The sequence below is a fragment of the Streptomyces venezuelae genome (assembly GCF_008642275.1).
Lineage (GTDB): Bacteria > Actinomycetota > Actinomycetes > Streptomycetales > Streptomycetaceae > Streptomyces > Streptomyces venezuelae_E.
Map to the genome: position 1 here is coordinate 4,046,341 of NZ_CP029189.1, position 19,030 is coordinate 4,065,370.

The following is a 19,030-nucleotide window of genomic DNA, read 5'->3' on the forward strand; positions in this document are numbered from 1 at the left end:
GAATTCCCCCCTCACGCGGGACGCGGGGATCCCGCTCCCCCGGGAAGACCGGGGTGCGAGAGAGGTGGCGGACATGGGGTTCGTCTTCGTTGTGATCGTGCTCTTCGTCGCGGCGTACTTCCTTGCCAAGCTGGTCCGGTCATCCGCGAGGCGCGGACCGTCCCGGCGCGGCGGCAGGCGGACCCGCACCAGCTGGTGGACGGGTGGCGGCGGCACCTCGGGGGGCGGCTGCGGATCCGTCTCGTCGTGCGGGGGATCGTCCTCCTCGTGCGGCGGAGGTTCCTCGTCGTGCGGTGGCGGCGGGTGCGGCGGCAGCTGACGCGGGGCACCCGCGAAACGCGCGCGCGACGCCGCGCGGACGAGGGCGTTCGGCGGTCCGACTGCCGCCCGGCGCCCTCTTGTTCGCCGATGCATGACGACGCGCGGGGCGCAACCTGTTGAACACGTGAACTGCGGAGCCCCCGGGGGGATGTAAACCCCGTCAAGTTGGGTAAAAACGCTGTGAGTGCCGTGCCATTCATGATTCCCTCGGTTGAGTAGACCAGTCCTCGGACCACCCGGGACTTCCTGTGGACCCGTGCCGGTGTCCCCCCACCCGTGCTTGCTACCGCTGGCGGGCCCCGGCCCCTCTCCCTCGCGCGTTTGCGGAGCCGACTCATGCTCACGACCCTCCAGACCTCATACACCGACACGCGTGCCGCCGATCTCGCCTGGGCCCTGGGTCGGGACCGATTGCCCGCACTGGCCGTACTGAACCTCGAACTTTCGGGGGCGAAGGTGGAGTTGCGCCTGCTCGGGGCGTCCCACCAGGTCCTTCTGGAGGAGGGGGAGGTGCTCTGCTCGGAGACCGTCGCCTGTATGCCGGGCAGCAGCACGCCGCTGCCGCTCGGCGTGGCCAAGCGGGTGGGCGACTGGGAGTACGAGTTCGCCGCGCGGGTCGAGACCCTTTCGCGCGGATCCTTCGCCGGACGGGCCCAGGAACTGCTCGCACTGGTGGCCGATCACCCGAACGGACTAGCGGGGACCTTTCCCGGAAGTCCGCACGCCTTCACCGCCATGCTCGCGCAGCGCTACGAGGGCCAGGTGCGCTGGCGGACCTGGCACGCGTACCCGCAGGAGGGTCAGCTGGTGGCCACCCGGACGCGCGTGGGCGTACGGATCGGGGCACCCGCGGCGACGGCCCGGGAAACGCCCGCGCTGCTGTAGCGGGCGCCGGGGCGCGACCATCTCGCCATGGTTACGCCAACTGGCCCATTCGGTACGCCACTTGCACCCATGTGGGTGACCGGATGCAAGTGGGCGGTGACGTACGGTTCGCTTCATGATCGACCGTTCCGTCCCGCGCCGGGTACTCCCGGCCCCGGAGCCTCGAAGCACCGCGACCGTCCCGGCCGCCCTGCCCGTACGGCCCCGGACCGGCCGACTCCTCGTCCTGGCCACCGTGTTCGTCTGCGCCGCCTGCGGGCTCGTGTACGAGCTGGAACTGCTCGCCCTCGGCACCTACCTCGTCGGCGACTCCGTCACCCAGGCGTCGGTCGTGCTGTCCGTGATGGTCTTCGCCATGGGCGTCGGCTCCCTGCTCGCCAAGCGCTTCCGCCACCGGCCCGCCTTCGGATTCGGTGCCATCGAGGCCGGGCTGGCCCTCCTCGGCGGGCTCTCGGCCATAGCGCTGTACGCGAGCTTCGCCTGGCTGGGCGAGTCCCGCCCCGCACTCGTCGCCTTCTCCTTCGCCATCGGGGTGCTCATCGGCGCGGAGATCCCCCTGCTGATGGTCCTCATCCAGCGCATCCGCAGACAGGACGCGGGCGGGGCCGTCGCCGACCTGTTCGCCGCCGACTACGTGGGCGCCCTCGTGGGCGGCCTCGCCTTTCCCTTCCTGCTGCTCCCGGTGCTCGGCCAGCTCACCGGCGCCATGGTGACCGGCACCGTCAACGTGATCGTCGGCGGCGGCCTGGTCCTGTGGCTGTTCCGCCGCGACCTGAGCCGACGCTGCCGCTGGCTGCTGATCGGCGCGAACGTGACCGTACTGGCCGTGCTCGCCGCCGCGACCGTCCTCGCCGACGACTTCGAGCGGACCGCCCGGCGCGCCGTCTACGGCGGGGAGGTGCGGGTCGCCGTCCAGACCGGGGTGCAGGAACTGGTGCTCACCGGGCCGGGGACCGGCTCCCCGCGCTCCCTCGACCTCTACCTGGACGGGCGGCTGCGGGTCAGCGGCTACGACGAGTACCGCTACCACGAGGCCCTCGTCCACCCCGCCATGACCGGCCCGCACACCCGCGTCCTGGTCCTCGGCGGCGGCGACGGGCTCGCCGCACGCGAGGTGCTCCGCTACCGGGACGTCTCCTCCGTCACCGTCGTCGAACTCGACCCCGGCGTGGTCCGCCTCGCCCGCACCGATCCGATGCTCTCCGCGCTCAACGACCGGGTGTACGAGGACCCGCGCCTCGCCGTCGTCACGCAGGACGCCTTCCGCTGGCTGCGGGGGCCGGCCGCCGACGACCGCTTCGACGTCATCGTCTCCGACCTCCCCGACCCGGGCATCACCCCCAGTACGAAGCTGTACTCCCAGGAGTTCTACGGGCTGGCCGCGCGGGCCCTGCGCCCCGGCGGCCGCATCGCCGTGCACGCCGGACCGCTGGCCACGCGCCCGCGTGCGTACTGGACCGTCGACTCCACCCTCCGTGCCGCCGGCCTCCACACCGCCCCCTACAGCGCGGGCGGCCGCCTCACGGGCTTCGCCGCCGGCCCCGACCGCACCCCCCACGGCGTGACCGGCACACCGCCGCAGGACTGGGGCTTCGTCCTGGCCGCCCGGGACCAGGACCCGCCCCTGCGGGTGGACCGCGACACGCCCGCGCTCCGCTCGCTGTCGACCAGCTCCCTGCAGGACGCCGCACGGGACGCGGAACGCACCCGGGTACCCGGACTGCCGCCGTCGACGCTGCCACACCCGCGGTATTCGTGACCCGGTGCGGGTCTCGTCGGTAGGCTCGACCACATGGAGCATCAGGTGTTCGTCCCGGTACCGGCAGACGATCTCCGCGCCGTGCTGCGCGACCCCGCCCGGGTGGCCCGGTGCGTGCCGGGACTCCAGCAGGATGCCGACACCGATGCCGGGCCGGTCTCGGGCCGGCTCAGGATCCGGGTCGGCGGGAGCACCGTGACCTACCGGGGCGCCCTGGCCGTCACCGAGCGCGACCCCGGTCACTTCACCTTCGAGGGTGAAGGTACGGAGGTGCGGGGCAGCGGGACCGTGAAGTTCGCCCTCGACCTGCGGCTGGTCCCGGTCCCGGACGGGACCCGGCTCGACTTCACCGCCGAGGTCACCGCCGACGGGCGGGCCGCCGCCTTCCCGCCCGAGGCCACGATCGCCGCCGTGCGCCGGCTGCTGGACCGGGCCGCCGGACAGCTGGTCCTCGGCTCCGCGCCCGACGCCGTGGGCGACCCGGTGGCCGAAGCCGAGGAAGCCGAGGAAGCCGAGGGCGGGGAGGGCGCCGGGTTCGTCGAGGACGGCGGCGCCGAGGTCACCGCCTCGCTCTTCGAGACCGACGTACCGCCGTCGTCCCTGGACCCCTTCCTCGCCGGCCGGTTCGAGGGCCCCGACGGCGCCCCGCAGCCCCCGGCCGAGGCCGCCCACGCCCGCCGCACCATGATCGGCCGGAGCGCGGAGGAGGTGGACCACGCACCGCCGCGGGGCCGGTACGCCCCGGTCCCCGCACCCGCCTCCACCGGAGCCGGCGACAGCCTGCGCTGGATCGCCCCGGCCGCCGCCTTCGCGCTCGCCTCGGCGGTCGTCATCGGCCGGGCCCTGCGGCGCCGTCGCTGATCAGCGGGCCCGCCCGCATTAGGGTCGACCGCATGAGTACGCAACTGAGCGCCGGCGGCGCCGAGGTGACGGTCGACCAGGAGAACGGCTGCCGCATCAGCAGCCTGCGCATCGACGGAACGGAACTGCTGCGCCAGGGACCGAGGTACGGGGCCTTCCCGATGGTCCCCTGGTGCGGCCGGACGGCGAACGGGCAGTTCCGCGACGGCGCGACGGTCCATCAGATGCCGCTCAACCACCCGCCGCACGCCCTCCACGGCTTCGCCCGCGACGCGCCCTGGCGTCCGGCCGGGGCCAGCGCCACCGAGGCCGCCTTCGCCTACGACCTCACCGACCCGTGGCCGTACCCCGGCCGGGTGACCCAGGTCGTCACGCTCGCCGAGGATTCGCTGACCCTCACCATGGGCGTCGAGACGTACGGGGACTCCTTCCCGGCCCAGGTCGGCTGGCACCCGTGGTTCCTGCGCAACCTCACGGCCGGGGGCCCCGACGCGGAGGTCTCCTTCGAGCCCGCCTGGCAGGAGGAGCGGGGCGACGACCACATCCCCACCGGCCACCGCATCGACCCGAAGCCCCGCCCCTGGGACGACTGCTTCGGCATGCCGCACGGCGTCGACGTCACCCTCACCTGGCCCGGCGCCCTCGCCCTGCGGGTCACCAGCCGGGCCGAATGGGTGGTCATCTACGACGAGGAGCCCGAGGCCGTCTGCGTGGAGCCCCAGTCGGGTCCGCCGAACGGGCTGAACACCCTCCCGCGCCTGGTCACCCCGGTGGATCCACTGGAGGTCTCCACCACCTGGACGTGGCGCCGGCTCGGCTAGGCCCGCTCCGCACCCCCCTCTAAGCTCAGAGGCATGAGTGACGTACGCGATGCGCTTCTGCAGCAGATCAAGGACAAGGCCGTCGTGCACGGCAAGGTGACCCTCTCCTCCGGCCTCGAAGCCGACTACTACATCGACCTCCGCCGGATCACCCTCGACGGCGAGGCGGCCCCGCTGGTCGGCCAGGTCATGCTCGACCTCACCGCCGAGCTCGACTTCGACTGCGTCGGCGGTCTGACCCTGGGCGCCGACCCGGTCGCGACCTCGATGCTGCACGCCTCCGCGGCGCGCGGTGAGCGCCTGGACGCGTTCGTCGTCCGCAAGGCGCAGAAGGCCCACGGCATGCAGCGCCGTATCGAGGGCACCGACGTGAAGGGCAAGCGCTGCCTGGTGGTCGAGGACACCTCGACCACCGGCGGTTCCCCGCTGACCGCCGTCGAGGCGGTCCGCGAGGCGGGCGGCGAGGTCGTCGCCGTCGCCACGATCGTCGACCGCGGAGCGGCCGACGCGATCGCCGCGGCCGGCCTGCCCTACCTCACCGGATACCTCCTCCAGGACCTCGGCCTGTCCTAGGGCGTGTCCCAGGCCTTCCCTTCCGGATCCGGCCGGGCCCGCGCCGCCCGGCGGCGGGGCCGGGTCAGCCGTGCTCCCGCCTCCGTCCGGCTCGGTCAGGCCACCGAGAGAACGGTCGAGGGAAGGCCTTGTCGGCCCCTGCGGCCCGTCTGACCTGCATTTTCCCGGGCGCCCGGGGTGTTTCACGTGAAACATCCCGGGCCGTTCGCCCACCACGTGAGACCGGCAGTCTGGACCCCTGCGCTGAGTCTGGAAAGATAGGCGCGACGATGACGTCGCCCCCAGGTCAGGGCCCGCAAGAAGCACACTCCCCGCACAACCAAGGAGCCGGCAGATGCCCATCGCAACCCCCGAGGTCTACAACGAGATGCTCGACCGGGCGAAGGCAGGCAAGTTCGCCTACCCGGCCATCAATGTGACCTCCTCCCAGACCCTGCACGCTGCCCTGCGCGGCTTCGCGGAGGCCGAGAGCGACGGCATCATCCAGATCTCCACCGGTGGTGCGGAGTTCCTGGGTGGCCAGCACAACAAGGACATGGTCACCGGCGCGGTCGCCCTGGCCGAGTTCGCGCACATCGTGGCCGCCAAGTACGACATCACGGTCGCCCTGCACACGGACCACTGCCCGAAGGACAAGCTGGACGGCTACGTACGTCCGCTGCTCGACATCTCCGCCGAGCGCGTGGCCCGCGGGCTGAACCCGCTCTTCCAGTCGCACATGTGGGACGGCTCCGCCGAGACCCTGGCCGACAACCTGGCCATCGGCCAGGAGCTGCTCGCCAAGGCCGTCGCCGCCAAGATCATCCTTGAGGTCGAGATCACCCCGACCGGCGGCGAGGAGGACGGCGTCAGCCACGAGATCAACGACGAGCTGTACACCACCGTCGACGACGCGATCCGCACCGCCGAGGCCCTCGGCCTGGGCGAGAAGGGCCGCTACCTGCTGGCCGCCTCCTTCGGCAACGTCCACGGCGTCTACAAGCCGGGCAACGTCGTCCTGCGCCCCGAGCTCCTCAAGGACCTCCAGGCCGGCGTGGCCGAGAAGTACGGCAAGGCCTCGCCGTTCGACTTCGTCTTCCACGGCGGCTCGGGCTCCACGGCCGAGGAGATCGCCACCGCGCTGGAGAACGGCGTCGTGAAGATGAACCTCGACACCGACACCCAGTACGCCTTCACCCGCCCGGTCGTGGACCACATGTTCAGCAACTACGCCGGTGTGCTGAAGGTCGACGGCGAGGTCGGCACGAAGTCCAAGTACGACCCCCGCACCTGGGGCAAGGCCGCCGAGGCGGGCATGGCCGCGCGCGTCGCCGAGGCCTGCGCGAACCTGCGTTCCACCGGCACCAAGCTGAAGTAGTCGCCTCCGGCGAGCCAGACCGTTGGGCCCGGCCCCCGTCACACGACGGAGGCCGGGCCCTTCGGCGTTCCCCCTGGCAGCGGGTGACGGCGGCGGGTGACGGCGGTGGGTGACGGCGGTGGTGGACGGTGACCCCACGATGGTGTGAACTGCCCCCGGCAGTACCTGCTGGGGGCATGTACGGACCGATCGGTCGGGGCGGGGAAGGGGCAGGTGCACATGAGGGCCGAACGAACGCAGGTGAAGCAGGACCGCGCCGTGCGAACCCGCCGGGCGATCCTGGAAGCCGCCGCCGTCGTGTTCGAGGACCGGGGCTACGGTGCGGCCAAACTGACCGACATCGTCCGCCTCGCCAACGTCACCAAGGGGGCGCTCTACTTCCACTTCGACTCGAAGGAACACCTGGCGCAGGCCGTGATCGACGCCCAGGTCAGCATGCACGCGCCGGTCACCCCGCAGGAGTTCAAGGCGCAGGAGTTCGTCGACGTCGGCATGGTCTTCTCGCACCGCCTCCGCTACGACGTGCTGATGCGCGGCAGCGCCCGGCTCACCCTGGAGCAGAACGGCCGGGAACTGGACCGGGCGGCGCCGTACCAGGGGTGGATCGATCTGCACACCGCTCTGCTCGTGCAGGCGCAGGAGCGCGGCGAACTGCTCCCGCACGTGGACCCGTCGGGGCCCTCGCGGCTGGTGGTGGGGTCCTTCGCCGGGCTCAACGTGATGGCGCAGACCCTCGGGCTCGACCTGGACCGGGAGATCTCGGCGCTCTACACGAGTGTGCTGCCGAGCATGGTGGTCCCGGCCGTGGCCTCCCGGCTCGACACCGCGCCGGGCCGGGGAGCGCGGGTGCTGCACGGCTCGAACGAGGCCCCCCGGTGCGACTGCTCCGGAACGCGGCCGGCGCTGACCGCGCGTCCGCCCGCGCCCCGCGAGCCGGTCGGGGCGACCGCCCCTGCGGACTGATCCGGGCCTCTCCCCGTCCGGGGGCCGCACGCGGCGGTGCGCGAACACCGAAGGACACCGGTCCCGCGCTGCCGCACCGGCAATGCGCCCGACGCGGCAGGGGCGCGGGGCCGCGGACCGGCGCGTACGGCGGGACGGCGGCGGGGCAACAGCGAGGCGCCAGCGAGGGGACGGCTGGTTTTGCGGACCACCGCACCCGGCAGACTGGGGGCATGTCCATTCACCAGAACCTGCTCGGGGGCCCCGCCCCCACCCACCTGCCCGACGAGCCGGGCCGTGAGGCCATCGCCGCGGGCACCCCCGCCGTCGAGGTGGCGGCCGCGCACCCCACCTCGTCCCTCGCCTGGGCGGTCCTCGCCGACGAGGCCTTTGCCGCGGGCAGCACGGTCGAGTCGTACGCCTACGCCCGTACGGGCTACCACCGCGGCCTCGACGCACTGCGCCGCGCCGGATGGAAGGGCCACGGCCCGGTCCCGTGGGAGCACGAGCCGAACCGCGGCTTCCTGCGCGCCCTGCACGCCCTGGCCCGCGCGGCCGAGGCGATCGGCGAGAAGGAGGAGTACGAGCGCTGCTCGACCTTCCTGCGCGACTCGTCCCCGACGGCCGCCGACACGCTGAGCGCCTGAGTCCGTACGGCGGGGAGTGACACGCACCGAAATTGTGTGGTCTGTGTCACTCTCCGCTGGAGCGCCGGCGCGACGGTGTCCTATGCTGCGGGCAGGGGACCGGGGCTCCACTCACCTCACGGAAGGGGCGGACCGCTACCCGGAAGCACGTGTCGAGGAGACAGCGATGTCGAAAACCCTTGATGCCTCCGGAGTCGGCGGGTCGGAAACCCCGAACCTCGACTTCGACGGCACGACCCCGTACGAGGACTACGTCCAGGCGGACGTTCTCACCCACCTCCAGCACCTCCGCTCGGACGACCCGGGCGAGATGGTCTTCCTGGTGACGACCCAGGTCATGGAGCTGTGGTTCACGGTCATCGTCCATGAGTGGGAAACCGCCGCGACCGCCCTGCGCGAGGACCGCATCCCCGTCGCGATGGACGCGCTGAAACGTTCCCTCCGCGAGCTGGAGGCCCTCAACGCCTCCTGGCGCCCGCTCGCCCAGCTCACCCCGGGACAGTTCAACTCCTACCGCGCCGCCCTCGGCGAGGGTTCCGGTTTCCAGTCGGCGATGTACCGCCGGATGGAGTTCCTGCTCGGCGAGAAGTCCTCCTCTATGCTGGTCCCGCACCGGGGCGCTCCGCGCGTCCACGCGGAGCTGGAGAAGGCCCTGCACGAGCCCAGCCTCTACGACGAGGTGCTGCGCCTGCTCGCCCGCCGCGGCCTGCCGGTTCCCGAGGCGGTCCTGAACCGCGACCTGTCGCTGCGCTACGAGCCCTCCCCCGAGGTCGAGGCCGTCTGGACGGGCCTGTACGCCGCTCCGGAGGACAGCGAGACCCTGGACCTGCACCGCCTCGGCGAGGTCCTCACGGACGTGGCCGAGCTCGTCTGGCGCTGGCGCAACGACCACCTGGTCGCCACCCGCCGCGCGATGGGCGCGAAGACGGGCACGGGCGGCTCGGCCGGTGTGACCTGGCTGGAGAAGCGCGCGACGAAGAACGTCTTCCCGGAGCTCTGGACGGCCCGCAGCTATGTCTGACGACTCCACGAACACGGCGGCGGAGCCGTCGGCGGACCTCCGCGACCGTGCGGCCGAGCTGGACGCCGCCGACGAGCTCGCGAAGCTCCGCGAGCGCTTCACCCTCCCCGACGGGGTCGTCTACCTCGACGGCAACTCCCTCGGCGCCCTGCCGGCCGGGGTCGCGGACACCACCGCCGACGTCGTCTCCAGGCAGTGGGGCGAGCTCCTCATCCGGTCCTGGGACGAGAGCGGCTGGTGGACGGCACCCGAGCGGATCGGCGACAAGATCGCCCCGCTCGTCGGCGCGGCCCCCGGCCAGGTGGTCGTCGGGGACTCCACCAGCGTCAACCTCTTCAAGGCCCTGGTCGGCGCCGCCCGTCTCGCGGCGCCCGGCCGGACGAAGCTGCTGGTCGACGCCGCCACCTTCCCCACCGACGGCTACATAGCGCAGTCGGCGGCCCGGATGACGGGCCTGACCGTCGTTCCCGTCGCCCCCTCCCACGCGGCCGAGGCCATGGACGCGGACACCGCCGTGGTGCTCCTCAACCACGTCGACTACCGCAGCGGGCGGCTCCACGACCTGCCCGCGCTCACCACGGCGGCCCACGCCGCCGGGGCGATCACGGTCTGGGACCTGTGCCACTCCGCCGGGGCCCTGCCCGTCGGTCTCGACGCGCATGCGGTCGACCTCGCGGTGGGCTGCACGTACAAGTACCTCAACGGCGGCCCCGGCGCGCCCGCGTACCTGTACATCGCCGCCCGCCACCAGGCCGGCTTCGACTCCCCGCTCCCGGGCTGGAACGGTCACGCGGATCCGTTCGCGATGACCCCGGCCTTCGAGGCGGCCCAGGGCGCGACCCGTGGGCGCGTCGGCACGCCGGACATCCTGTCCATGCTGGCCCTGGAGTCGGCGCTCGACGCCTGGGACGGGGTGTCCGTCGCAGCCGTGCGCGCCAAGTCCCTCGCCCTGACCGACTTCTTCCTCGCGTGCGTGGCGGCGTACGTCCCGCAGGGCCGGGTCGAGTCGGTCACCCCGGCCGAGCACGGAAGCCGCGGCAGCCAGGTCTCGCTGCGGACCGAGAACGCCCGCGAGGTCATGGCGGAGCTCATCTCCCGCGGCGTCATCGGCGACTTCCGCGCACCCGACGTCCTGCGCTTCGGCTTCACCCCGCTCTACGTCGGTTTCGCCGATGCCGAGCGTGCCGCGCGGACGCTGGGTCACATTTTCGGGTGACGGGGTAGCGAAACGTCACATCACCGGGCGGACGGGGCGAGAGCTCCGTCCGCCCGGTCATATTCCGGGCCCCGCACGGAACTGCCTGTTCCAGACTGATACGGTCCCGCTCTGCCGGAACACCGGAACATCTGTCCCCGCTGTCCCACGCGTTACCGAGAGGTTGAGCCGATGACGGACCCCGCCGCAGTGGAACGGGACGCCGCGGAGGCCGCCTCGGCCTTCGCCCACCCGGCCGTGGCGCCGGACGTGACCGCCGCCTACGGGCAACACCCCGACCACGTCGTCGACTTCTACGCCCCGCGCGGCGAGACCCGGGGGCCGGCCCCGCTCGTGGTGCTGCTGCACGGGGGCGCGTGGCGGGCCCCGTACGACCGGCAGCACGTCACGCCGTTCGCGGACTTCCTGGCCCGCCGGGGTTTTGCCGTCGCCAACGTCGAGTACCGGCGCGGCAGTTCGCTCCCCCACCAGAACGCCGACGGGCCGGTGGCCGGGCGCTGGCCGGAGACCTTCGACGATGTCGCCGTCGCGCTGGACGCCCTCCCGGGGCTGGCGGCCGACGCGCTCCCGCAGGCCGATCTCCGCCGCACGGTCGTCACCGGGCACTCGGCGGGCGGCCACCTCGCGCTGTGGGCCGCGGCCCGCCACGTGCTTCCGGCGGACTCCCCGTGGCGGCTGCCTTCCCCGCCGCTGCTGCGGGGCGTGGTGGCGCTGGCCCCGATCGCGGACTTCGCGGTGGCGGAGGAGATGGGCGTGTGCGGCGGCGCGAGCGCGCAGCTGCTCGGCGGGCCCGAGCACTGGGCCGAGCGGCTGCCGTACGCCGATCCGGCGGCGCTGCTGCCGACCGGAATCGCCACGGCGGTGGTCCAGGGCCGGGACGACGTCGTGGTGCCGCAGCAGGTGGCCGAGGCGTACGTGGCGGCGGCCGCGAAAGCGGGGGAGACGGTCGGGCTGACCCTGCTGGACGCGGTCGGGCACTTCCCGCTGATCGACCCGGCGGCGGACGCGTGCGCGGTGGTCGCCGAGGAGATCTCGCAGCTGGCCTGGTAGCGCCCGTAGCGGCCCGGTTCGGCCCACACCGGCCATGGTTCGGCCGCCCCGCCCAGGGGGCGGACGAGGGTGACCTCGCGGGCCGTACCGGCCCCTACGGACCGCCCTTGCCCGGGGCCAGGTGCTCGACCAGCTCGGCGAGGTCCTCGCAGACCTGCTCGATCTTCAGCCGGACGTTGTTCTGCTCGGTGACCAGGGCCGACAGCAGCAGCCCGGTCAGGGCCGCAGCGCCGTTGAGGCCCTGCAGATTGATCATGATCTCGAAGAGGGTGTGGTGGGCGAACGGCCCGACGTGGGCGGTCGCCGCCGCGATCGTCAGGACCGACACCAGCAGGGTCACCGGAGCGCTCCCGGCGAGCTGGAAGCGCACGGCCGCCCAGATGATCAGCGGGAAGACGAGGAACAGCAGCGAGAGGGGGCTGCGGGTGGCCACGAGCGTGACGCCGACGGACGCGACCACCAGGGCGGCCGCCTCGGCCGCACGGTAGCCGTCCCGGGGCCGCCGGAGCGTCGTGACCCTGCGCAGCACCAACAGCAGCGGGGTCACCACCAGCACGCCCATCGCGTCCCCGGCCCACCAGGCCGCCCAGACCGACCAGAACTGCGACGCCGGCAGGTCTCCGGTGAGCAGCAGCGTGCAGCTCCCGATCGTCGCGCTGATCAGCATGGGCAGCAGACCACCCAGGAAGACCAGCGCCAGGGCGTCCCGCAGCCGGTCCATCTCGGTACGGAAACCCACCCGGCGCAGCATCAGGTACGCGCACACGGGGGCGAGGACGTTCCCCGCGACGATGATCAGGCCGGGCGGGTCGAAGTCGCTGATCTGCTCGATGGTGAGGTACGTACCGAGCGCGATCCCGGGCCACGCCCGCAGGCCCAGCCAGAGCAGGGAGGCCACCGCGATGCCGGTCGGCAGCCACAGGGGTGTCACTTCCGCGCCGTTGACGACCACGCGCTGGTGCAGGCCGATCAGCCCGCCCGCGTAGTAGGCGACGGCGACGGCGAGGATCGGCAGCAGAGCTGCGGGCAGACGTCGCCATCCCTCGGTACGCACCACAGCATCAGACAACAGCCGGGCGCCCCCGCGGGCCGTGACACGCGCTAGGCCGGGCCGTCCTGCGGACCGGGCCGGGCGTCGTGGCTGAGCACGAGCACGGCGGCGTCGTCGGCGTGGCCGGTGGAGTCGGCCACCTTCATCACCTCGGCGGCCAGCTCGCCGGGATCGGTGCCGGCGGCCTCCCTGACCACCTTGGCGACGCGCTCCAGTCCCTCCTCGATCGGGAACTTCGGCCCCTCGACCACACCGTCGGTGAGCAGCACGATCGACCCCGCCGTCGTGAGCCGGCGGCGGGTCACCGCGTACCCCGCCCCGGGCGTCAGGTTCAGCGGCGGGCCGCCGTCGTCATCGGTGATGCCGTACTCGCCGTCGACGGTGGCCCAGACCGCCGGGACGTGGCCGGCCCGGGCGGTCTCCAGCTCCTGCGTCTCCGGGTCGAAGCGGAGCAGGGTGCAGGTCGCGAAGAGGTCGCGGTCCATGGAGAGCAGCACCTCGTTGGCGCGGCTCAGCACCTCGCCCGGATCGACGACGACGGCCGCCACGGCACGCAGGCAGATCCGTACCTGCCCCATGAAGGCCGCCGCCTCCACGTCGTGCCCCTGGACGTCGCCGATGCAGAAGGCGAGGGCTCCCTCGGGCAGCCGGAACCCGTCGTACCAGTCGCCGCCGATGTCCAGCCCGTGCCGCGCGGGCGCGTACCGGGCGGCGGTCCGCAGGCCCGGCAGCGCGGGCAGCGAGGCGGGCAGCATCTCGCTCTGCAGGGCCTCGGCCAGGTCCACCCGGGCCTGCTGCAGCTCCACCCCGCGGCGGGCCTGGTCGGCGAGCCGGCCGAGCGTGCTGAGCAGGTCGGCGCTGGCTGCCCGCGGGGCACGGCGAGGAGTCACGGAACGCTCCGAGGTGCATCCATTCGTCCCTGCTTCCGCTGCGCGAAAAGCCCGTGGACATCATATTTCCGCCCACCGGGAACCCGCTTCCCGAGACCGGTGCCCTCCTGGCCGAAGGCCGGTGCGGGCCCGCCAGGGCCCGTGGGGGCCCCTCAGCCCCACTGCTCGTCCGCCAGCGAGGTGACCGGCTGCGGCTTGCCGATGACGGCCAGGGCGATGAAGAAGCTGATCTGCCCGATCGCGATGGTGAGGGTGGCGAGGGCCTTTTCGTCGTAGTGCGCGGCGACCTCGGCGTAGAGCTCGTCGGTGACCCGCTCCCGGCCGTACGGGGCGGGCTGCAGGGTGGCCTCGACCAGCGCGAGGGCGGCGCGCTCGGCGGCGGTGAAGCAGGGGGCGTCCTGCCAGGAGGAGACGGCCGTGATGCGCTCCTCGGACTCCCCGGCCTTGCGGAGGAAACCGGTGTTCAGGACGGTCAGGTAGGTGTTGCCGACGATCTGTCCGGCGCGCAGGTGGACCAGGCTCGTCGTGGTCCGCGGCACCGAGCGGTTGCCCGTGGCCCGGAAGAGGGCGGCGCTGATGTCGTTCAGCTCGGGGACGAGGGCGGCCGGGTTCGGCATCCGCGAGACGGAGCGGTCGGTGTTCGTCATGGCTGCTGCTCTCCTTCGGTCGGTGTCTTCACAGCACTGACGGAGCGGAGCGCACGGATGTGACCGGGGCGGGAGATTTTCTTCGGGAACGCCGGAGGGGCGGCGGGCGCGTCCGCGCCCGCCGCCCCTCCGTGGGGACCGGGTCTCCTAGAGGAAGGAGTTGATCTCGATCGTCTCGGTACGGCCGGGGCCGACGCCGATCGCGGAGATCGGGGCGCCCGACATCTCCTCCAGGGCCTTGACGTACGCCTGGGCGTTCGCCGGCAGGTCCTCGAAGGTCTTGGCCTTGGTGATGTCCTCGGACCAGCCGGGGAGGTATTCGTAGATCGGCTTCGCGTGGTGGAAGTCCGTCTGCGAGTACGGCAGCTCCTCGACGCGCTTGCCGTCGATCTCGTACGCGACGCAGACCGGGATCTGCTCCCAGCCGGTCAGCACGTCCAGCTTGGTGAGGAAGAAGTCGGTGAGGCCGTTCACGCGGGTGGCGTAACGTGCGATCGGCGCGTCGAACCAACCGCAGCGGCGGTCACGTCCGGTGGTCACGCCGCGCTCGCCGCCGATGCGGCGCAGGTCCTCGCCGTCCTGGTCGAACAGCTCGGTCGGGAACGGGCCCGCGCCGACTCGGGTCGTGTAGGCCTTGAGGATGCCGATGACGCGGCTGATCTTCGTCGGGCCCACGCCGGTGCCGGTGCAGGCGCCGCCGGCGGTCGGGTTGGACGAGGTGACGAAGGGATAGGTGCCGTGGTCGACGTCGAGCAGGGTGCCCTGGCCGCCCTCGAACAGCACGACCTTGTCCTCGTCCAGCGCGTTGTTGAGGATCAGGGTGGTGTCGGCGACGTACGGCTTGATCTGCTCCGCGTACTGGAGCATCTCCTCCACGATCGCGCCGGCCTCGATGGCGCGGCGGTTGTAGAGCTTCGCGAGGAGCTGGTTCTTGCCCTCCAGCGCCGCCTCGACCTTCTGGGTGAGGATCGACTCGTCGTAGAGGTCCTGGACGCGGATGCCGATGCGGTTGATCTTGTCCGCGTACGTCGGGCCGATGCCGCGACCGGTGGTGCCGATCTTGCGCTTGCCGAGGAAACGCTCGCCGACCTTGTCGAGCGTGACGTTGTACGGCGTGATCAGGTGCGCGTTGCCGCTGATGAGCAGCTTGGAGGTGTCGATGCCGCGCTCGTTCAGGCCGCGCAGCTCGGAGAGCAGGACGGCCGGGTCGACGACGACACCGTTACCGATGACCGGGGTGCATCCGGGGGAGAGGATGCCGGAAGGGAGAAGGTGCAGCGCGTACTTCTGGTCGCCCACGACGACCGTGTGGCCGGCATTGTTGCCGCCCTGGTAGCGCACTACATAGTCAACGGATCCACCGAGCAGGTCGGTGGCCTTTCCCTTGCCCTCGTCACCCCACTGAGCTCCGAGCAGCACAAGAGCGGGCACAGGCGTACACCTCTTCCGGATGGGGCATGTCCAAGGTCAGGGGGCGTACGACGATGTACACCGCAGGCTGAGCCGTCGGACCGGTACCCCGGAATAGACGAAGGCCCTGGCGCAATAGCGCAAGGGCCTCTTGCACAAAGATGCTACCCGAGGAAGGACCGAGGTGTCGGCTCCAGAGCCCACCATGAGCCAAGCGGGCGCGCCGGTAGGCGGCCTGCTCGTGCTCGTCGACCCGGTCGCCCGCCGTCTTGACGGCGAGTCCGTGCGGATCGCGAAGGATGTGTTGTCAGCGGGCGCGGCAGCGAAAATCTGCCTCCCGGATTCGCAGGAGGAATTTGCGCGGGCTCTTGCCCGCCGGGGTCATCGGCGGCTGGTGATCGTCGGCGACGACCGGGCCCTGGTGCGCGCCGTCGGGCTGCTGCACCGGGAGCGAGGGCTGGGGGAGGGGCCTCTGGCGCTGGTCCCGGTGGGTCCGGTGGGGTCGCTGGGTCTGGCGAGGTCGCTCGGCGTGCCGCTTTCGGCCGTCGCCGCCGCCCGGGCGGTCCTCGACGGATCGGTGCGGGTCTGTGACCTGCTCGTCGACGACAGCGACGGGGTGGTGCTCGGTGCGCTGCGGATCCCGCCCGTGCACGGGGTTCCGCGGCCCGCCGGGCCGTCGGTGTGGAGCGCGTACCGCTCGCTGGTCCGGACGCTGGTCCGGCCCGTGGCGGCGGCCGGCGGCGTGGCCACCGGCCGGCACCGGCTGCGGGTCGAGGCCGACGGGGTGCTGCTGGCGGACGTGGACCGGCCCGTGGAGGACGTATCGGTTCGCACCCGGGACGACGGCGGTCCGGCGGAGGTCGTGGTCCGCACGGGCGGCGGCAGCTCCGCCGAGTCCACGGTCACGGCCCGGGCGAAGACCGTGACGGTGTCGGGCACGGACTTCCGCTACCGCGCCGACGCCGCGCTGACCGGCCCGGTCCGGCGGCGTACGTGGACCCTGCGGTCGGGGGCGTGGACGCTCACCGTGCCCCGGTGACCACACCGGGTGCACGGCGTTCGGGATCTCCCCGGGCCTGCTGCCCCTGACCGCCGAGGCGGTCAGGGGCCGGGGCGGGCGTTAGGCGACGGCGGTCAGGCGCCCACGTACGCCGCGAGGTGCTCGCCGGTGAGGGTGGAGCGGTCCTCCACCAGGTCGGCGGGCGTGCCCTCGAAGACGATCCGGCCGCCGTCGTGACCGGCTCCGGGGCCGAGGTCGATGATCCAGTCGGCGTGCGCCATGACCGCCTGGTGGTGCTCGATGACGACGACCGACTTCCCGGAGTCGACCAGCCGGTCGAGCAGGCCGAGCAGCTGCTCCACGTCGGCGAGGTGCAGGCCGGTGGTCGGCTCGTCGAGCACGTAGACACCGCCCTTGTCCGCCATGTGGGTGGCCAGCTTGAGCCGCTGCCGCTCGCCGCCGGACAGGGTGGTGAGCGGCTGGCCGAGGCTGAGGTAGCCGAGTCCCACGTCGGCGAGCCGGGTCAGGATGCGGTGCGCGGCGGGTGTGTGCGCCTCACCGGCGCCGAAGAACTCCTCCGCCTCGGTCACCGACATCGCGAGGACCTCGCTGATGTCGCGGCCGGCGAGGTGGTACTCCAGCACCGACGCGTCGAACCGCTTCCCCTCGCACTCCTCGCAGGTGGTCGAGACACCGGCCATCATCGCCAGGTCGGTGTAGATGACTCCGGCGCCGTTGCAGTTCGGGCAGGCGCCCTCGGAGTTGGCGCTGAACAGGGCCGGCTTCACCCCGTTGACCTTGGCGAACGCCTTGCGGATCGGGTCGAGCAGACCGGTGTACGTCGCCGGGTTGCTCCGGCGTGAGCCGCGGATCGCGCCCTGGTCGACGGAGACGACCTCCGCGTCCGGGGAGAGCGACTTGTGCAGCAGGGAGCTCTTGCCGGACCCGGCGACGCCGGTGACGACCGTCAGCACCCCGAGCGGGATGTCGACGTCGACGTCGCGCAGGTTGTTCGCCGTGGCCCCGCGGATCTCCAGCGCGCCGGTGGGCTTGCGCACCGACGCCTTCAGCTTGGCCCGGTCGTCGAGGTGGCGGCCGGTGACGGTGCCGCCGGAGCGCAGCCCCTCGACGGTGCCCTCGTAGCAGACGGTGCCGCCCGCGGTGCCCGCACCGGGGCCGATGTCGACGACGTGGTCGGCGATCGCGATGGTCTCGGGCTTGTGCTCCACGACGAGCACGGTGTTGCCCTTGTCGCGCAGCCGCAGGAGCAGGTCGTTCATGCGCTGGATGTCGTGCGGGTGCAGGCCGATGGTGGGCTCGTCGAAGACGTAGGTGACGTCGGTGAGCGAGGAGCCGAGGTGGCGGATCATCTTGACGCGCTGCGCCTCGCCGCCGGACAGGGTCCCGGAGGCCCGGTCGAGCGAGAGGTAGCCGAGGCCGATCTCCACGAAGGAGTCGAGGGTGAGCTGCAGTGCGGCGAGCAGCGGGGCGACCGAGGGCTCGGCGAGGCCGCGCACCCACTCGGCCAGGTCGCTGATCTGCATGGTGCAGGCGTCGGCGATGCTGATCTTCTTGATCTTCGAGGACCGGGCGCCCTCGCTGAGCCGGGTGCCCTCGCACTCGGGGCAGACGGTGAAGGTGACCGCCCGCTCCACGAAGGCCCGGATGTGCGGCTGCATCGCTTCCTTGTCCTTGGACAGGAAGGACTTCTGGATCTTGGGGATGAGGCCCTCGTAGGTGAGGTTGACGCCCTCGACCTTGACCTTGGTGGGCTCCCGGTAGAGGAAGTCCTGCATCTCCTTCTTGGTGTACTTGTTGATCGGCTTGTCCGGGTCGAGGAAGCCCGACTCGGCGTAGACCCGGACGGTCCAGAAGCTGTCGGACTTCCATCCGGGGATCGTGAAGGCGCCCTCGGCGAGCGACTTGGAGTCGTCGTAGAGCTGGGTGAGGTCGATGTCGGAGACCGATCCCCGGCCCTCGCAGCGCACGCACATGCCGCCGGTGCGGGAGAAGGTGGCCTTCACGGTCTTGGTCTTGGCGGCGCCGCGCTCGACCGTGATGCCGCCGCTCGCCCGGACGGAGGCGACGTTGAAGGAGTAGGCGCTGGGCGGGCCGATGTGCGGCTTCCCGAGGCGGCTGAAGAGGATGCGCAGCATCGCGTTGGCGTCGGTGGCGGTGCCGACCGTGGAGCGGGGGTCGCCGCCCATGCGCTGCTGGTCGACGGTGATCGCGGTGGTGAGTCCGTCGAGTACGTCGACCTCGGGGCGGGCCAGTGTGGGCATGAAGCCCTGCAGGAAGGTGCTGTAGGTCTCGTTGATCATCCGCTGGGACTCGGCGGCGATCGTGTCGAACACCAGCGAGCTCTTGCCCGAGCCGGAGACCCCGGTGAACACCGTCAGGCGGCGCTTGGGGATCTCGATGCTGACGTCCTTCAGGTTGTTCACGCGTGCGCCGTGCACGCGGATCAGACCGTGGCTGTCGGCAGCGTGCTGCGCCGGAGGTGCCTGTGGTGGCTGCGGTACCTGAGGTGCGGTGGGGCGGGAATCCGGCCCGGTGGCCCTGCTCATCGTGTCTCCCTT

At 72.2% G+C, this 19,030-nt stretch carries 17 protein-coding genes; 12 read left to right on the top strand and 5 right to left on the bottom strand.

All coding sequences use genetic code 11. The annotated features are described in order from the left end of the window. Window positions 1-657 precede the first annotated feature (657 nt). The 11 genes from DEJ51_RS17860 to DEJ51_RS17910 all read left to right on the top strand — a co-directional run bounded on the left by DEJ51_RS17860 (window position 658) and on the right by DEJ51_RS17910 (window position 11,453). Window positions 658-1,206: a DUF2617 family protein gene (locus DEJ51_RS17860; RefSeq protein WP_150258490.1), complete on the top strand. Its 549-nt coding sequence runs from the start codon at window positions 658-660 to the stop codon at window positions 1,204-1,206. Window positions 1,207-1,321: 115 nt separating this feature from the next. After that, the gene (locus DEJ51_RS17865; protein ID WP_150258491.1) at window positions 1,322-2,965 is read left to right on the top strand and encodes a polyamine aminopropyltransferase; all 1,644 of its coding nucleotides are present in this window, start codon (window positions 1,322-1,324) and stop codon (window positions 2,963-2,965) included. Window positions 2,966-2,998: 33 nt separating this feature from the next. Then, window positions 2,999-3,826 (top strand): SRPBCC family protein, encoded by an 828-nt coding sequence (locus DEJ51_RS17870; protein WP_150258492.1) that lies wholly within the window; start codon window positions 2,999-3,001, stop codon window positions 3,824-3,826. 32 nt (window positions 3,827-3,858) lie between these two features. After that, window positions 3,859-4,647: an aldose 1-epimerase gene (locus DEJ51_RS17875; protein WP_150258493.1), complete on the top strand. Its 789-nt coding sequence runs from the start codon at window positions 3,859-3,861 to the stop codon at window positions 4,645-4,647. A gap of 33 nt (window positions 4,648-4,680) precedes the next feature. After that, window positions 4,681-5,220, top strand: a complete 540-nt coding sequence (pyrE, locus tag DEJ51_RS17880) for an orotate phosphoribosyltransferase (RefSeq protein WP_150258494.1) — start codon at window positions 4,681-4,683, stop codon at window positions 5,218-5,220. A 334-nt stretch (window positions 5,221-5,554) separates the two neighbouring features. Then, entirely contained in the window at window positions 5,555-6,577 is a 1,023-nt protein-coding gene (gene fbaA / locus DEJ51_RS17885; RefSeq protein ID WP_030012792.1) for a class II fructose-bisphosphate aldolase, read from the top strand. 219 nt (window positions 6,578-6,796) lie between these two features. Then, window positions 6,797-7,540, top strand: coding sequence for a ScbR family autoregulator-binding transcription factor (locus DEJ51_RS17890; protein ID WP_223835857.1), 744 nt, complete (start codon window positions 6,797-6,799; stop codon window positions 7,538-7,540). Between the two features lie 212 nt (window positions 7,541-7,752). Continuing rightward, window positions 7,753-8,166: a DUF3151 domain-containing protein gene (locus DEJ51_RS17895; protein WP_150258495.1), complete on the top strand. Its 414-nt coding sequence runs from the start codon at window positions 7,753-7,755 to the stop codon at window positions 8,164-8,166. Window positions 8,167-8,332: 166 nt separating this feature from the next. After that, window positions 8,333-9,187 carry a tryptophan 2,3-dioxygenase family protein gene (locus DEJ51_RS17900; protein ID WP_150258496.1) on the top strand — a complete coding sequence of 285 codons (855 nt, stop codon included), beginning with the start codon at window positions 8,333-8,335 and terminating at the stop codon, window positions 9,185-9,187. Next, complete coding sequence (gene kynU / locus DEJ51_RS17905) at window positions 9,180-10,403, top strand: kynureninase (RefSeq protein WP_150258497.1); 1,224 nt, start codon at window positions 9,180-9,182, stop codon at window positions 10,401-10,403. The genes DEJ51_RS17900 and kynU overlap by 8 nt, the downstream gene beginning before the upstream one ends. A gap of 171 nt (window positions 10,404-10,574) precedes the next feature. Continuing rightward, window positions 10,575-11,453 (top strand): alpha/beta hydrolase family protein, encoded by an 879-nt coding sequence (locus DEJ51_RS17910; RefSeq protein ID WP_150258498.1) that lies wholly within the window; start codon window positions 10,575-10,577, stop codon window positions 11,451-11,453. Between the two features lie 94 nt (window positions 11,454-11,547). Here the strand turns inward: DEJ51_RS17910 and DEJ51_RS17915 are convergent, their stop codons facing one another. From DEJ51_RS17915 to DEJ51_RS17930, 4 genes are all read right to left on the bottom strand, one after another. Continuing rightward, complete coding sequence (locus DEJ51_RS17915; protein ID WP_150258499.1) at window positions 11,548-12,510, bottom strand: MASE1 domain-containing protein; 963 nt, start codon at window positions 12,508-12,510, stop codon at window positions 11,548-11,550. A gap of 44 nt (window positions 12,511-12,554) precedes the next feature. Next, entirely contained in the window at window positions 12,555-13,394 is an 840-nt protein-coding gene (locus DEJ51_RS17920; RefSeq protein ID WP_150258500.1) for a PP2C family protein-serine/threonine phosphatase, read from the bottom strand. 152 nt (window positions 13,395-13,546) lie between these two features. Further along, window positions 13,547-14,041, bottom strand: a complete 495-nt coding sequence (locus DEJ51_RS17925; protein ID WP_150258501.1) for a carboxymuconolactone decarboxylase family protein — start codon at window positions 14,039-14,041, stop codon at window positions 13,547-13,549. 147 nt (window positions 14,042-14,188) lie between these two features. Further along, on the bottom strand, window positions 14,189-15,472 hold the full coding sequence (locus DEJ51_RS17930; RefSeq protein WP_150258502.1) for an adenylosuccinate synthase: 1,284 nt from the start codon (window positions 15,470-15,472) through the stop codon (window positions 14,189-14,191). A 184-nt stretch (window positions 15,473-15,656) separates the two neighbouring features. On the opposite strand from DEJ51_RS17930, the gene DEJ51_RS17935 reads away from it, so the two are divergent. Then, complete coding sequence (locus tag DEJ51_RS17935) at window positions 15,657-16,490, top strand: diacylglycerol kinase (protein ID WP_150258503.1); 834 nt, start codon at window positions 15,657-15,659, stop codon at window positions 16,488-16,490. 95 nt (window positions 16,491-16,585) lie between these two features. On the opposite strand, the gene DEJ51_RS17940 is transcribed toward DEJ51_RS17935, so the two are convergent. Continuing rightward, window positions 16,586-19,018 (bottom strand): ATP-binding cassette domain-containing protein, encoded by a 2,433-nt coding sequence (locus DEJ51_RS17940; RefSeq protein ID WP_150258504.1) that lies wholly within the window; start codon window positions 19,016-19,018, stop codon window positions 16,586-16,588. Between the last annotated feature and the right edge of the window lie 12 nt (window positions 19,019-19,030).